We start from the raw sequence: 14,798 nt of genomic DNA, 5'->3' as shown, positions 1-14,798 counted from the left end.
TCACGAGTTCACGCGGATGATCTCCTGCTGGTAGGGCGCGATGACGTCGCCCGAGATGCGGAGGTCGAGCAGCAGGAATCGCCGCGTCGTGGCATCTTCTTGCGCCCATGCGGCGAGTCGGTCTAGATCCGCCAGGGTCTTCACGACGACGCCCTCGGCACCGACAGCGGCGCCGAACGCGGCGAAGTCGACCTCGGGGATGCGCATCGGGCCTTCGGCGAGTCCCTTGAGGCCGTAGAGGTTGACCTCGGCACCGTAGGCCGCGTCGTTCCAGATCACCGCGATGCCGCGGCCCTGGGCGGCGCGCACGGCGGACTCGAGGTCGGCGATCGCCATCAGGCCGCCGCCGTCGCCCGACGTCAGCACGACGGTCGACTCTCGGCGGGCGAGGGCCGCGCCGACGACACTCGGCCAGCCCTGTCCGATCGACTGGAACGCGGTGCCGACCATCATCATCCGGTCGGGGGCCGCGACCGGCCAATACATGTTCGCCCAGCCGATGAAGTGCCCGCCGTCGGAGACGACGACGCGGTCGCTCGGAAGGAGTTCTGCGATGCGGCGTGCGGCGGATCGGGGGTCGAGGCGTCCGTCGGCGGCGAGGTCGTCGCCCTCGTCGTACGTGCGAGCGGCGGCGACGTCGACGGTCTCGCGCCACGGCGCCGACGGCGAGGCGGAGCCGACCCGGGTGACGAGCTCCTCTGCGGCGAGACGGGCATCCGCTCTGACGAAGCCGCCGACGTGGGGGTGCGTGGCCGCCGGAGCGATGTCGATCTGGAACACGCGGGTGCCCGGCGCGAACAGCTCGCCGAATCGCATCGTGAACTGGTTGAGGGATGCGCCGAAGACGACCGCGACGTCGGCGGTGCGGACCAGCTCCATGGATCCGTCGGCACCGAAGCCCCCGGTCACTCCGAGGTCGTACTGCGACTCGGGGAACACCCCGCGACCGAGTGCGGACGATGCGGTGAGGGCACCGGTCAGGCGGGCGAGCTCGCCCAGTGCCTCACCGGCACCGGCCAGCCAGGCGCCACGGCCGGCGAGGAGGAACGGGCGGGATGCCCCGGCCAGCGCTGCGGCAATCTCACCCAGCGTGCCCTCGGCGAACTCGCCGCGAGGGGCGAGCGGCGCGGGGAGCCGGGGCGCCGGTGCCTCGGGCACAGCGCCCGCCTCGAGGGCGGCCACGTCGTAGGGGATGGCCAGCACGACCGGCACTCGATAGGTCAGCGCGTGCTCGATCGCGATCACGGTGGTCGCGGCGGCATCCGCTCGGCCGACCGTATACGTACGGGCGCCGACGGCAGAGGCGAGCGCGATCTGATCGACGTCCCACGGGCGAGGACCGGAGGTCGGCTCGTCGCCGACCACGAGCACGAGCGGCACATGTGCCTGCACGGCCTCGGCGAGTGCCGTGAGCGTATTGGTGAACCCTGCGCCGTAGGTCGAGGTTCCTGCGGCGATGCGTCCGGACGCACGGAAGTGCGCGTCGGCGGCCACGACCGCACCCTGTTCGTGGCGGACGGCGGTGAAGACCGCATCCGTCTGCGTCTCGATGGCATCGAGGAAGTAGGCGTTGCCGTTGCCCATCACGCCGAAGACGGCGTCGATGTGCTGGGCGAGCGTGAGGGCGACGTGCGCGGAGACGGTGGGCATGGGGAAGCCTTTCGAGACAGGGACGGAGAACGTGCGATTCCGTATGTGTCTCGCCCCCGCGTCATCGTGGAGTGCTTCGTGCCTCTTTTTCAGGCACCGGCACCAGAGTGCGCCGGACGAGTCGATCCTACAGCCGTGGTCGCTGTCGCGGCTCCGTCTCGTGCGCGTAACACCGCCGAAACGGTGGCAGGGAAACATGCGGTCATGGAGTCGCTGTTCAACGGATACACCTCGCGTCGATCACCCGAGCGGGCAGGGGCTGCTCCGTGGGACGAGATGTTCCCCGCGGACGCCCTGCGCGACGGAGGCGGCGTGAGGCTCCCGTACAAGGACATGTATCCGGCGCTCGCCGGCATGGACGATGCCGAGCTGCGGGCCCGAACCGATGCACTGGCCAGCTCGTATCTCGCGCAGGGGGTGACGTTCGATTTCGCCGGCGAGGAGCGTCCGTTCCCTCTCGACGTGGTGCCGCGGGTCATCGCCGCGGACGACTGGACGCTGGTCGAATCCGGCGTGAAGCAGCGCGTCCGCGCGCTCGAGGCGTTCCTCGCCGACGTCTACGGGCCGCAGACCGCCGTGCAGGACGGCGTGATCCCCGCCTCGCTGATCAGCTCGTCGTCGCACTTCCACCGGCAGGCCGCGGGGATCGTGGGAGCGAACGGAGTCCGCATCCACGTCGCGGGCATCGACGTCATTCGCGATGAGGCGGGAGCGTGGCGGGTGCTCGAAGACAACGTGCGCGTACCGAGCGGCGTCAGCTACGTGCTCGCGAATCGACGGGTGATGGCACAGACGCTCCCCGAGCTGTTCACGAGTCTGCGGGTGCGACCGGTCGTCGACTATCCCGGGCACCTCCTGCAGGCGCTGCGCGCGGCCGCGCCCGCGGGCGTCGATGATCCGACGGTCGTGGTGCTGACGCCCGGTGTGCACAACTCGGCGTACTACGAGCACACGCTGCTGGCCCGCATGATGGGCATCGAGCTGGTCGAGGGGCGCGACCTGTTCTGCTCCGGCGGTCGCGTGTGGATGCACACCACGGCAGGCCCCACCCGCGTCGATGTGATCTATCGACGGGTCGACGATGAGTTCCTCGACCCCCAGCAGTTCCGGCCGGACTCCGTGCTCGGGGCGCCGGGGCTGATGCTCGCCGCCCGTCTCGGCAACGTGACCCTCGCGAACGCCGTCGGCAACGGCGTCGCCGACGACAAGCTCGTCTACACCTACGTGCCCGACCTGATCCGCTACTACCTGGGGGAGGAGCCGGTGCTTCCGAACGTCGACACCTGGCGGCTCGAGGAGCCGGATGCTCTCGAGGAGGTGCTGGATCGGCTCGATGAACTCGTCGTGAAGCCGGTCGACGGCTCGGGCGGCAAGGGCCTGGTCGTCGGGCCCGACGCATCGCGAGAGACACTGGAGGCGCTCCGCAAGACCCTGCTCGCGGATCCGCGCGGATGGATCGCGCAGCCGGTCGTGCAGCTGTCGACGATCCCCACGCTCGTCGAGGACGGGTTCCGCCCGCGGCACGTCGACCTGCGGCCGTTCGCGGTCAACGACGGGCAGGACATCTGGGTGCTCCCCGGCGGGCTCACGAGAGTCGCGCTGCCCGAGGGGCAGTTGGTCGTGAACTCGAGCCAGGGCGGTGGGTCGAAGGACACCTGGGTGCTCGACCCGTCTCTGTTCACCGGGCCTACGACGACCGTGACGGGCGAGGCCGACCCCGCCGCCGACGAGGTGTCGCTCGCCACCGGGGCGATCGCGATCGTGGCGCCGCCTCGGGAGGAACCGCACCAGCCGTTCCTCTCGTCTCCGCAGGACGAGGACCTCGAGCAGCGTCACCACCAGCAACAGCAACAGCAGCAGCAACAGGGAGGTGCGACGTGCTGAGTCGCATCGCGGAGGCGCTGTTCTGGATCGGGCGATACGTCGAGCGCGCGGACGGCACCGCGCGCATCCTCGACGTGCATCTGCAGCTGCTGCTCGAGGATCCGTGGGTCGAGGAGGACACCGCCTGCCGTGCGCTGCTTTCGGTGATGGGCACGACCGCCGACGATGACGCGGTGCTGAGCCGTGACGACGTGGTGCGCCTGCTCGCGCTCGACCGCGACCACTCCGCGTCGATCGCCCACTCGATCGCCTCCGCGAGGGAGAACGCGCGCCGCGCGCGCGAGATCATCTCGACGGATCTCTGGGAGACGCTCAACGAGTCGAACGCACGGATGCCGCGGCGGATCGCCTCCGATAAGACGCACCCGTTCTTCCGATGGGTGCGCGACCGGTCGGCGCTGGCCTTCGGGGTCGTGGACTCGTCGACGAGCAGGGATGAGGCGTGGCACTTCTTCGTGCTCGGCCGGTCTATCGAGCGCGCCGATATGACCGCCCGACTCCTGGCCACGCGGTCGCTCACGGAGGCCGGTGGCCCGAGCTGGACGACGCTGCTGCGCAGCTGCGGCGCGTACGAGGCCCATCTGCGCAGTCACCGTGCCGTACCGACCGCGGCCTCCGCAGTGGAGTTCCTGCTCGTCGATCGGCTGTTCCCGCGGTCGGTGCTCTCGAGCATCCTGCAGGCCGAGGAGTGCCTGCGCGGGATAGATCCGGCCGGTGCGTTCGGAACCCCGGACCGCGCGCACCGGGTGCTCGGTCGTATGAGGTCGGAGCTCGAGTACCGGCCGATCGGCGACACCGTGCATCGTCTGTCCGAGAGCATGGAGGAGGTTCAGGTGGGGATGTCGATGGCGAGTGACGCGATCAGGGAGCGGTACTTCCCCTCGATCGCGATGCCGGTGTGGATCGGAGAGGCGCTGTGAGCCGGCTTCGGATCGTGCACCGCACGGGATTCCGCTACGAGCAGCCGGCGACGGCGTCGTACAACGAGGCGCGGATGCTGCCCCACTCCCGCGACGGCCAGTTCGTGCTGCAGGCGACGCTCGACATCTCGCCGACCGCGACGCAGCACTCGTATGCGGACTACTGGGACACGCGCGTCTCGACGTTCGAGGTGCTCACTCGGCATCAGGAGCTCTCCGTCACGGCGACCAGCGTGGTCGATGTCCGACCGTCACCCCACGCTGTCGCCGGGATCGACTGGGACGAGCTCGCCGCGCGCATCCCGCAGTCGCTGACCCTGGCCGAATGCGTGACGCAGACACCGGCCACCGACCCGGATGAGGAGATGCGCGACCTCGCTCTGCGGATTGAGGCCGAGGGCGGTGGGGTCGACGAGACCGCGTTCGAGATCTGCAAGACCGTGGGGGAGGCGATGGAGTACCGCAGCGGCGTGACCGGGGTGAGCTCCACGGCTCGTGACGCCTGGCCGACGCGATCGGGCGTCTGCCAGGACATCGCGCACGTCGCGCTCGGGGTGCTCCGGGCGGCAGGCATCCCCGCACGGTACGTCTCGGGCTATCTGCACCCCGATCCGACTGCGGCGATCGGACAGTCCGTGACGGGGGAGTCGCACGCCTGGGTGGAGTGGTACTCCGGTGAATGGCGCGGCTACGATCCGACCAACCTGGTCGAGGTGGGCGAGTCGCACGTCTACGTGGGGCACGGTCGCGACTACGCCGACGTCGCTCCGCTCCGCGGCGTGTACGCGGGTCCGAGTGCATCCGAGCTCTTCGTCTCGGTCGAGATCACCCGCCTGGGGTGAACAGGTCCCTGGTCCGGTAGTGCTCCGCGTTGGGGAAGAATGAGACGATGACGGATGCTTCGATCGAGCGCGAGACGCTCACCTGGGACGGCTTCGGATCCGCGACGCGAGACCTCGCGCGCAGCATCCTCGACAGCGGCTTCATGCCCGAGGTCGTCGTGGCGATCGCCCGCGGTGGACTCCTGCCGGCCGGCGCGATCGCATACGGCCTCGGTGCGAAGAACTGCGGCGCGATCAATGTCGAGTTCTACACGGGCATCGGGACGGTGCTCGATGCGCCCGAGGTTCTGCCGCCCGAGCTCGACATGGCCTACCTCGACGGGCGGCGCGTGCTGCTCGTCGACGACGTCGCCGATTCGGGGCGCACCCTCGCCCTGGCCGTGCAGCTGCTGAAGGACAAGGGTGCCGATGTGCGCTCGGTCACCATCTACACCAAGCCGTCGACGATCATCCAGCCCGACTACGCGTGGAAGGACACGGATCTCTGGATCAACTTCCCGTGGTCGTTCCAGGGCACCGTCCGCGAAGAGGACCTCGGGCTCGCGCCGAGCGCCTGAGCTCGTCTCATCCTCGCAGCAGCGCGCGCAGCGTCTGGATCGTGTCGGCGCCTGACGGCGTCTTGTCGGGTCGGTAGCCCTTCACGCGAGCGAAGCGCAGCGCGATGCCACCGGGATAGCGGGGCGATCGCTGGACGCCGTCGATGGCGATCTCGACCACGAACTCGGGGCGCAGGAACACCGTGCTCTGGGTGCGCCGCGTCTCGAGCGGAGGAAAATTCTCGGTCTGCCAGCGCAGCAGATCGTCGGTGAGTCCCTTGAAGGTCTTGCCGACCATCACGAATCCGCCCGGCTCGCCGAACTCTCCGTCGGGATCGAGCGCGCCGAGATGGAGGTTCGACAGCCACCCCTGGCGACGCCCCGAACCCCATTCGGCGGCGAGCACGACGAGGTCGTACGTCAGCACGGGTTTGACCTTCACCCAGGACTTGCCGCGGCGTCCCGCCGAGTAGGGGGCGTCGACGCCCTTGACGAGCACTCCCTCGTGCCCGGCTGCCAGAGCATCTCGGGAGAGCTGCTCGGCGGCCGCGGGATCGTCTGTCACGATGCCCGGCATGCGCCATTCGCCCACCACCCTCTCCAGCTCGGTCAGGCGGGTGGAGAGGGGGTCGTCGAGCAGGTCGCGACCGTCGACATGCAGCACGTCGAAGAACCAGGGGCGCAGCACGAGGTCGCGCGAGACGTCGGCTCCGAACCGCGACATGGTCTCCTGGAACGGGCGGGGGCCGCCGTCCTCATCGAGCGAGAGCGTCTCGCCGTCGAGGATCAGGTCGTGCGCGGGGAGACCTCGCACGATCTCGACGATCTCGGGCACACGGTGCGTGATGTCGGCGAGGCTGCGGGTGTAGACGCTCACGGCGTCGCCGCTGCGGTGCACCTGGATGCGCGCTCCGTCGAGCTTGTACTCGACCGAGGCGCGGCCTGTGATCTCGAGCGCAGCGGTCGGGGTGGCCGCGGTCGAGGCGAGCATCGGCAGCACCGGGCGCCCGACCACGAGGCCGACCGCGTCGAGCTCGGCCTCGGTGCCGGTGAGGGCGAGGACGGCGGTGTCGCCCAGGTCACCGGACAGCATCGCGGCACGGCGCACGGATGCCGCAGGGCGATCGGAGGCGCGGGCGATCGCGTCGAGCAGGACACCGCCGAGTGCGCCCGTGCGCAGTTCTCCGAGCATCGCGCGCGACAGGAAGTCCCACTCCTCGGCGGTGGCACGCTCCGCGAGAGCGGAGAGCAGATCGGTCCGGGCCGCTGCAGACCCTGATCCCGATGAGCCGGCCAGTGACTCGAAGGCCGCATCGACGTCACTGATCGACAGTGACGACCCCTCGGCGTGCCGCACGTCGAGGGCGGTGATCCCGCGCCAGCCCACCCCCAGGCGGCCCTGACGCGGTGTCGCGAGCAGCAGGCCGACGAGGGCGGGCACGTCATCGGCCTCCGCTCGTGCGAGCAGCCGCGAGACCGCGTCGATCTTGGCGAGACGGGATGAGGTGGCGGTGACCTCTTCGGCGGTGGAGACGAGCTCCGAGAGCAACATGGATGCAGTCTGGCATCGGCATCCGACATCGGCGAAGCCCTTGCCTTCGCCCTCTCCGTCGCAGTAGAACAGCGAGGACTCAGCGCCCGCGGAACTCCGGCTTCCGCTTCTCCTGGAAGGCCGCGAAGCCCTCGCGGTAGTCGTCGGTGTCGCAGAGTGCGGCCTGCGCGGCGTTCTCGACCTCGATCGAGTCCCACAGAGCGAGCCGCTCGTCGCGGATCCTCGCGACCAGCTGCTTGCTCGCGAGGAACGCCGCCGTGGCCCCTCGAGCGGCGGTCGCCGCGGCATCCGTCGTCGTCTGCAGCGCCTCGTCGTCGGGGAGAACCCGCGAGAACAGTCCCGACGCCACCGCCTCGGCGCCGCTCATCAGCCGACCCGTGTAGATGAGGTCGAGCGTCTTGTGCGCTCCGAGCCGCTCGACGAAGAGCGCATGGCCTCCGGAGTCGAGGGTGGCCCCGAGCGCGGCGAACGGCGAGCCGATCTTCGCCGACTCCGCGACGTAGACGACGTCGGTGGCGATCAGGAGGCCGAGTCCGACGCCCAGGCAGGCGCCGTGCGCGACAGCGAAGGTCGGCGCGGGAAAGCGCGACATCCTCTGCAGCAGGGGAGTGACGAGGCCACCGAGATAGCCGATCACGTCATCGTCGCGCGGGTCCACCGCCGAGATGTCACGGCCGGCGCAGAACGCCCGGCCCTCGCCGCGGAGCACGAGCGCCCGCACCCCCGCGGCATCGGCTTCGTCGTAGGCTCGCCCGAGATCGCGCAGCGCCTGCTCGTCGAGCGAGTTCAGCTTCGCCGGTGCGTTCAGAACGACCGTCGCGACGTCGTCCTCGATCGTGACATCGATCATCGGATGCTCCTCAGACGTCGTAGTCGACGACGACGCGGTCGCTCGTCGGGTGGGACTGGCAGGTCAGCACGTAGCCGCGTTCGAGCTCGTCGGGCTCGAGCGCGTAGTTCTCGGTCATGGTCACGCTGCCCTCGAGGACTCGTGCGCGGCACGTGCCGCAGACGCCGCCCGCGCAGGCGAACGGGGCATCGGGGCGCACCCGCAGTGCGGCGTTCAGCACCGACTCGTGGGCGTCGACCGGACTCTCGACGGTCGACGAGACGCCGTCGAGGTTCACCTCGATCCGGATCGTCTTCTCGCCTGCCCGCACCTCGACGGGGCGTGCCGCGCGCACCGGCTCATCGCCGGTCGTGAAGAGCTCGAAACGGATGTGCTCCCGCGGCACTCCCACGTCGGCGAGCACCTCGCGGCACAGGTCGACGAGCGAGAGCGGTCCGCACAGGAACCACTCGTCGACGTCTGTCGGGTCGATGAGCATCCCCAGGATGGTCCGCAGCTTCTCTTCATCGATGCGTCCGGACAGCACCGGGGCCGTGCGCTGCTCGCGTGAGAGCACGTGGTGCAGAGTCAGGCGCGTCGGATAGCGGTCCTTCAGGTCGGCGAGGTCCTCGAGGAACATCACGTCGAGCGTCGAGCGGTTCGTGTAGAGGAGCGTGAAACGGGAGGTGTCTGAGCGCGTCAGCACGGTCTGCCCGAGGGCCATGAGCGGCGTGATGCCGGAGCCCGCGGCGATGCCGACGACGTGGCGATGGTCGAGGTCGTCGAGGCCCGAGGTGAACGTGCCCTGCGGGCTCATCACGTCGATCTCGAAGCCCGGGTGCAGGCCCGTCTGCGCCCAGGTGGAGAACAGGCCGCCCTCGTCGCGCTTCACGGCGACGCTGAGGCGGGTCGGCATCCCGGCGGCGATCTGCTCGTCCGTGCGATGCTCGGGCGCGCGGCACAGCGAGTACGACCGGCGCACCTCGGTGCCTTCGAGCGTCGTGCGCAGCGCCACGTACTGTCCGGGCTGGTGGTCGTAGTCATCGGCCAGCGCGGCCGGGACGGTGAAGGTCACCTCGACCGAGTCGTCGGTGAGCGGCCGCACCTCTTCGACGGCCAAGGTGTGGAAGCGCGCGCGCTTCTTCGTGGCCGGCGCGGCGGAGCGCGGAGTGGCCGCCGGCGCGGGGCGGGACACAGCGAACAGCGACATCAGTGCACCTTGAAGTGGTCGAAGGGCTCGAGGCAGGCGCGGCATTCGAAGAGCGCCTTGCACGAGGTGGATCCGAAGCGTGAGACCTCGCGGGTGTCGAGCGAGCCGCACCGCGGGCAGCGCACGCTGATCGCCAGGCGGATCGGGCCGGAGGAGATCGCCGACCGTCCGGTCGGCGGGGCGATGCCGTACTGCGACAGCTTCTGCTTGCCGGCATCCGACATCCAGTCCGTCGTCCAGGCGGGGGAGAGCACGAGACGGACCTCGACCTGTGCGTATCCGGCTGCGGTGAGCGCCAGGATGACGTCGTCGCGAATAGTGTCCATCGCCGGGCATCCGCTGTATGTCGGGGTGATGTCGACTCGCACGGTCTCGCCGTCGACGGCGACCGCGCGGAGCACGCCGAGGTCTTCGATCGTGAGCACCGGCACCTCGGGGTCTGCCACGGCTGCGGCGATCCTCCAGGCGGCGGCCTCGGTGTCGTGGTGCAGGATGTCGGTCACCATGATGCTCCCGGATGCCGCCTGGCGAGCACCTGCATCTCCGCGAGCAGGTGGCCGAGGGGTGTCGCGTGCGCTCCTCGTCGGCCGCCGGCGGACGATGCCGCGACGGTGGGCGTCTCGAGCTCCGCCTCGGTGAAGACGGTGTCGACGACCGCATCGAAACCGGCGCGCAGAGTCGACGGCCGCACAGCCGCATCGCCGAGGCGATCGATGAGCGGCTCGTCGCGGAAGAGTTCGTCGACGTAGGGCCAGACATCGCCGAGCGCACGGATGAGCCGCCGCCTCGATTCGTCGGTGCCGCCGGCGAGGCGAAGCACCCACTGCACTGCGTGGTCGCGGTGGTAGTCGACCTCTTTGAGGGACTTCTCCGCGATCGCGGCGAACGTCTCGTCCGTGCTCGCCCGCAGGGCAGAGTAGAGCTCGAACATGTAGGCCGACACGACGAACTGACGCGCGATGGTCTGCGCGAAGTCACCGTTGGGCTGCTCGACGATCCAGGCGCTGCGGAACTCCGGCTCGTCGCGGAAGTAGGCGAGGTCGTCTTCGGAGCGTCCGTCGTAGGACCCCGCGAAGTGCAGGAACGAGCGGGCGTGGCCGAGCAGATCGAGGGCGATGTTGCCGAGCGCGACGTCCTCTTCGAGCTCCGGTGCACGGGCGATCCATTCGCCGAGCTGCTGAGAGAGGATCAGTGCGTCGTCGCCGAGCCACAGCGCGTACTCGGCGATGTCGGCGGATGCCGCGGCGGCGCCGGTTCCGGTGAGCTCCTCGCTCAGCCGCAGCTCATCGACCGAGACGTCCCCGTGCAGGTCTGCATGGATGTCGTTCACAGGTGCGGCACCCCTTCGGACGCCGTGTAGTACACGGCATGCCGGTAGTTCTTGCCGGCGGGGCTCTCGAAGTAGGCGCCCTTCGCGTCGGGGTCGCTGGTGGTGATCGCATCCGCCGGAACGGCCCAGATCGACACGCCCTCGCCCCGGCGCGTGTAGAGGTCGCGGGCGTTGCGGATGGCCATGTCGGCATCCGGGGCGTGCAGGGACCCGACATGGACGTGGCTCAGACCGCGGTTCGCGCGGACGAAGACCTCCCAGAGGGGCCAGGGTTCGCGTTCGTCGGCTCCCGGCGTCGCCATCACGCCACCGCCTTCGTCTTCAGTGCCTGCTTGCGGGCATATTCGGCGGCCGCCTCGCGTACCCACGCGCCCTCCTCGTGCGCCGTGCGGCGGCGCTCGAGACGTTCGGCGTTGCACGGGCCGTTGCCGCGCAGCACCTCGAAGAACTCGTCCCAGTCGATCTCGCCGATCACGTACTGCCCGGTCTCGTCGTCGAATCGCAGATCGGGGTCGGGGAGCGTGACGCCGAGGATCTCGGCCTGCGGCACGAGCATCCCGACGAAGCGCTGGCGAAGCTCGTCGTTGGTGAAGCGCTTGATCTTCCACTTCATCGACTGGGCGGAGTTGGGGGACTGGTCATCCGGCGGCCCGAACATCGCCAGGCTCGGCCAGTACCAGCGGTTCACGGCATCCTGTGCCATCTGCTTCTGCTCGTCGGTTCCCTGCATCAGAGAGAGCAGGATCTCGAAACCCTGGCGCTGGTGGAACGACTCCTCTTTGCAGACGCGCACCATCGCGCGTCCGTAGGGGCCGTAGGACGCACGGCACAGCGGCACCTGGTTGCAGATCGCGGCGCCGTCGACGAGCCATCCGATCGCGCCCATGTCGGCCCAGGTGGGGGTGGGGTAGTTGAAGATCGACGAGTACTTCGCCTTGCCGCTGATGAGCTGATCCATCATCTCGTCGCGCGTGATCCCGAGGGTCTGCGCCGCGGAGTAGAGGTAGAGCCCGTGACCGGCCTCGTCCTGCACCTTCGCCATCAGGATCGCCTTGCGCTTGAGGCTCGGCGCCCGGGTGATCCAGTTGCCCTCCGGCTGCATGCCGATGATCTCGGAGTGCGCGTGCTGCGAGATCTGACGGATCAGCGTCTTGCGGTATGCGTCGGGCATCCAGTCGCGCGGCTCGATGCGCTGCTCGTTCGCGATGAGCTCATCGAACAGGCGCTCGTCGTCGGAGAGCTGATCGTCGGAGGGCTCGCCGTCGACGAGGGAGAGATCTGCGGGGCTGGTCATCATCGACTCCTCAGTGTCCGATCCTCTTTACTGACCGGTCGTTAGGTAATTCTGACACGGAGGTCGTCGGCGCGCAAGGCGGGGCGCTCAGCGCGAGCGCGAGACGAGGTCGAGAAGCGCTCGACCGTAGGCCTCGGAGGGATCCGGATGCTCGAACCGCAGTGTCTCGCCGGCGATCTCCACCTCGACGACGAACGCATCGGAGACCCGGGTCAGGGTGCGGAAGGTTCCCCGCAGCAGCTCGCGCAGCTGGTCTTCCCGAGGGAGCCAGACCGCATCGGCGAGGGTCACGGCATCGAGCGCCCACTCGGTCGTGCCGTTGAACGCCAGATCCGTGCCGCTGGGTGTCTGACGGGCCTCGATCGTCATCTCGCTGACCGTGAAGACGTCGGCCTCGGCCTCGAGTTCGACCTCGTCGGGAAGGTCGAGCTGGAACCGATCGCCCTCGGCCGGGTGCCACGCGAGACCGGCGTCGCGCAGGGATACGGCCAGTTCTCGGGTGATCATCTCTCCACGGTAGACGACGTCGTCGAGGGCGGGCGCGGATCCGGCTGTGGATGAACGGGACCAGGCTGTCGGTGGCATGAGGCACAGTGGAGACATGACTTCCCCCGCCGCTGTCGACACCCGCACTGCTGCGCTCTCGGCGCTCCGCGAGCTGGTCGGTCGTCCCGATGCCGACTTCCACGACGGACAGTATGAGGCGATCGAGGCCCTCGTCGAGGGGCGGCGCCGCGCGCTCGTCGTGCAGCGCACGGGGTGGGGCAAGTCGGCCGTGTACTTCGTCGCGACGCTGCTGCTGCGGCGGCAGGGGGCCGGCCCCACGGTGCTGGTCTCGCCGCTGCTCGCACTGATGCGCGATCAGATCGCCGCGGCCGAGCGTGCGGGGGTTCGCGCCGTCGCGATCAACTCGACCAACGCGCACGAGTGGTCGGAGGTGATGGAGCAGCTCGACCGAGACGAGGTCGATGTGCTGCTCGTGTCTCCCGAGCGACTCAACAACCCCGCTTTCCGCGAGCAGCAGCTGCCCGCTCTCGTGCGCCGGATCGGCATGCTGGTCGTCGATGAGGCGCACTGCATCAGTGACTGGGGTCACGACTTCCGACCCGACTACCGGCGCTTGCGCGACCTCATCGAGCAGATGCCTCCCCAGGTCCCGGTGCTCGCCACCACGGCGACCGCGAACAGCAGGGTGGTGGCGGATGTCGCGGAGCAGCTCGGCACCGGCGGCGCGGAATCCACGAGTGACCGACCCGAAGTGCTGACGATCCGAGGCCCGCTCGCGCGCACCTCGCTGCGACTCGGTGTGCTGCGGCTGCGTGATTCGGCGAGCCGGTTGGCGTGGTTGCTGAGCCACATCGACGACCTCCCAGGCTCCGGCATCATCTACACGCTCACCGTCGCCGCCGCGGTCGACACGGCGCGACTGCTGCGCGATCACGGTCATGAGGTGCGTGCCTACACCGGGCAGACAGACACCGACGAGCGCACCGAATCCGAAGGGATGCTGAAGCGCAACGAGGTCAAGGCGCTCGTCGCCACGAGCGCACTCGGCATGGGCTTCGACAAACCTGACCTCGGATTCGTGTTGCATCTCGGCGCGCCGTCCTCGCCGGTGGCCTACTACCAGCAGGTCGGCCGTGCCGGTCGAGCGAGCGAGAGCGCGGATGTGCTCCTGCTGCCGGGCGTCGAAGACCGCGACATCTGGCACTATTTCGCGACCGCGTCGATGCCCGACCGCGAGCGGGCCGAACGCGTGATCGGGGCGCTCGGGGACCAGCCGATCTCGACACCGGCGCTCGAGGCGATGGTCGACATCCGGCGCACACCTCTCGAACTTCTTCTCAAGGTGCTCGACGTCGACGGCGCGGTGCGTCGGGTGCAGGGCGGGTGGGTCGCGACCGGACAGCCATGGTCGTACGACGCCGAGCGCTACGAGCGCATCGCCGCCGAGCGCCGCGCCGAGCAGCAGCACATGATCGACTACGAGCAGACCGACGGATGTCGCATGGAGTTCCTCCAGCGCTCACTCGACGACGACACCGCCGCCCCTTGCGGCCGGTGCGACAACTGCGCGGGCATCTGGTTCCCGAGCGAGATCGGCGAGTCAGCCACCACGCAGGCCGCGCAGTCGCTCGATCGCGTCGGGGTCCCCGTCGAACCGCGGCGCGCCTGGCCGACAGGGGCTGACAAGCTCGACGTCCCGGTCAAGGGGCGCATCCCGGCGAGTGAGCAGGCCGGAGAGGGGCGCGCTCTCGCCCGACTGACCGATCTCGGCTGGGGAGGCACCCTGCGCGAGCTTTTCGCCGCGGGGGCGCCCGACGCCGCGGTGACCCCGCAGGTGCTCGGGGGTTGTGTGCGCGTCCTCGCCGGCTGGGGGTGGACGGAGCGCCCCGTCGCGGTGGTCGCCATGCCGTCGCGGTCGCATCCGCTGCTGGTCGACTCTCTCGCCCGCGGGATCTCCGAGATCGGGCGACTGCCGTACCTCGGCGCCCTCGATCTCGTGAACGGCGGACCGACGGGGCAGCCCGGCGGCAACAGCGTCTTCCGTCTCGCCGGTCTGTGGGACAGGTTCAGCGCGCAGGGCCTCGACATTCCCGAGGGCCCGGTGCTCCTCGTCGACGACCTGGTCGACAGCCGGTGGACCCTCACCGTCGCTGCACGCACGCTCCGTCAGGCCGGTGCCACCGAGGTGCTTCCGTTCGTGCTCGCGCTCCGCGGCTGACGACGACGCTCTCCTTCGACCGGAGC

14 protein-coding genes are annotated in these 14,798 nt (G+C 69.5%); 5 read left to right on the top strand and 9 right to left on the bottom strand.

The features are described from left to right. Complete coding sequence (locus tag ACTJKH_RS06500; RefSeq protein WP_440736236.1) at positions 1-1,650, bottom strand: thiamine pyrophosphate-binding protein; 1,650 nt, start codon at positions 1,648-1,650, stop codon at positions 1-3. Between the two features lie 204 nt (positions 1,651-1,854). Between ACTJKH_RS06500 and ACTJKH_RS06495 the strand changes: the two genes are divergently transcribed. From ACTJKH_RS06495 to ACTJKH_RS06480, 4 genes are read left to right on the top strand one after another with little or no spacing between them, the layout of a single operon-like run. Continuing rightward, on the top strand, positions 1,855-3,534 hold the full coding sequence (locus ACTJKH_RS06495) for a circularly permuted type 2 ATP-grasp protein (RefSeq protein ID WP_440736235.1): 1,680 nt from the start codon (positions 1,855-1,857) through the stop codon (positions 3,532-3,534). Then, positions 3,528-4,454, top strand: a complete 927-nt coding sequence (locus ACTJKH_RS06490) for an alpha-E domain-containing protein (protein WP_210097296.1) — start codon at positions 3,528-3,530, stop codon at positions 4,452-4,454. The genes ACTJKH_RS06495 and ACTJKH_RS06490 overlap by 7 nt, the downstream gene beginning before the upstream one ends. Beyond that, on the top strand, positions 4,451-5,296 hold the full coding sequence (locus ACTJKH_RS06485; RefSeq protein ID WP_440736234.1) for a transglutaminase family protein: 846 nt from the start codon (positions 4,451-4,453) through the stop codon (positions 5,294-5,296). The genes ACTJKH_RS06490 and ACTJKH_RS06485 overlap by 4 nt, the downstream gene beginning before the upstream one ends. A gap of 47 nt (positions 5,297-5,343) precedes the next feature. Continuing rightward, entirely contained in the window at positions 5,344-5,853 is a 510-nt protein-coding gene (locus ACTJKH_RS06480) for a phosphoribosyltransferase (RefSeq protein ID WP_210097298.1), read from the top strand. A gap of 7 nt (positions 5,854-5,860) precedes the next feature. On the opposite strand, the gene ACTJKH_RS06475 is transcribed toward ACTJKH_RS06480, so the two are convergent. The 8 genes from ACTJKH_RS06475 to ACTJKH_RS06440 form a co-directional block, all read right to left on the bottom strand. Further along, positions 5,861-7,384: an ATP-dependent DNA ligase gene (locus ACTJKH_RS06475; protein ID WP_440736233.1), complete on the bottom strand. Its 1,524-nt coding sequence runs from the start codon at positions 7,382-7,384 to the stop codon at positions 5,861-5,863. 79 nt (positions 7,385-7,463) lie between these two features. Next, complete coding sequence (locus tag ACTJKH_RS06470; protein WP_440736232.1) at positions 7,464-8,234, bottom strand: enoyl-CoA hydratase/isomerase family protein; 771 nt, start codon at positions 8,232-8,234, stop codon at positions 7,464-7,466. Positions 8,235-8,244: 10 nt separating this feature from the next. Further along, entirely contained in the window at positions 8,245-9,423 is a 1,179-nt protein-coding gene (gene paaE / locus ACTJKH_RS06465) for a 1,2-phenylacetyl-CoA epoxidase subunit PaaE (protein WP_440736231.1), read from the bottom strand. Next, entirely contained in the window at positions 9,423-9,929 is a 507-nt protein-coding gene (paaD, locus tag ACTJKH_RS06460) for a 1,2-phenylacetyl-CoA epoxidase subunit PaaD (protein ID WP_440736230.1), read from the bottom strand. Before paaD ends, paaE begins: the two co-directional genes overlap by 1 nt. Further along, entirely contained in the window at positions 9,923-10,753 is an 831-nt protein-coding gene (gene paaC, locus ACTJKH_RS06455; protein WP_440736229.1) for a 1,2-phenylacetyl-CoA epoxidase subunit PaaC, read from the bottom strand. The genes paaD and paaC overlap by 7 nt, the downstream gene beginning before the upstream one ends. Beyond that, a complete protein-coding gene (paaB, locus tag ACTJKH_RS06450; RefSeq protein WP_056308954.1) occupies positions 10,750-11,055 on the bottom strand; it encodes a 1,2-phenylacetyl-CoA epoxidase subunit PaaB in 306 nt (101 codons plus the stop codon). Before paaB ends, paaC begins: the two co-directional genes overlap by 4 nt. Beyond that, on the bottom strand, positions 11,055-12,050 hold the full coding sequence (gene paaA / locus ACTJKH_RS06445) for a 1,2-phenylacetyl-CoA epoxidase subunit PaaA (RefSeq protein WP_440736228.1): 996 nt from the start codon (positions 12,048-12,050) through the stop codon (positions 11,055-11,057). The genes paaB and paaA overlap by 1 nt, the downstream gene beginning before the upstream one ends. Positions 12,051-12,134: 84 nt before the next feature. Further along, positions 12,135-12,554 carry a pilus assembly protein CpaE gene (locus tag ACTJKH_RS06440; RefSeq protein ID WP_440736227.1) on the bottom strand — a complete coding sequence of 140 codons (420 nt, stop codon included), beginning with the start codon at positions 12,552-12,554 and terminating at the stop codon, positions 12,135-12,137. Between the two features lie 94 nt (positions 12,555-12,648). Here ACTJKH_RS06440 and ACTJKH_RS06435 point away from each other — a divergent pair, with 94 nt between their 5' ends. After that, positions 12,649-14,772 carry a RecQ family ATP-dependent DNA helicase gene (locus ACTJKH_RS06435; protein ID WP_440736226.1) on the top strand — a complete coding sequence of 708 codons (2,124 nt, stop codon included), beginning with the start codon at positions 12,649-12,651 and terminating at the stop codon, positions 14,770-14,772. Positions 14,773-14,798: the final 26 nt, after the last annotated feature.

This window comes from Microbacterium sp. 22215, assembly GCF_052045655.1.
GTDB classification, from domain to species: Bacteria; Actinomycetota; Actinomycetes; order Actinomycetales; family Microbacteriaceae; genus Microbacterium; species Microbacterium phyllosphaerae.
Note: the sequence above shows the minus strand (reverse complement) of the source record. Positions and strands in the feature narration are given on the sequence as shown.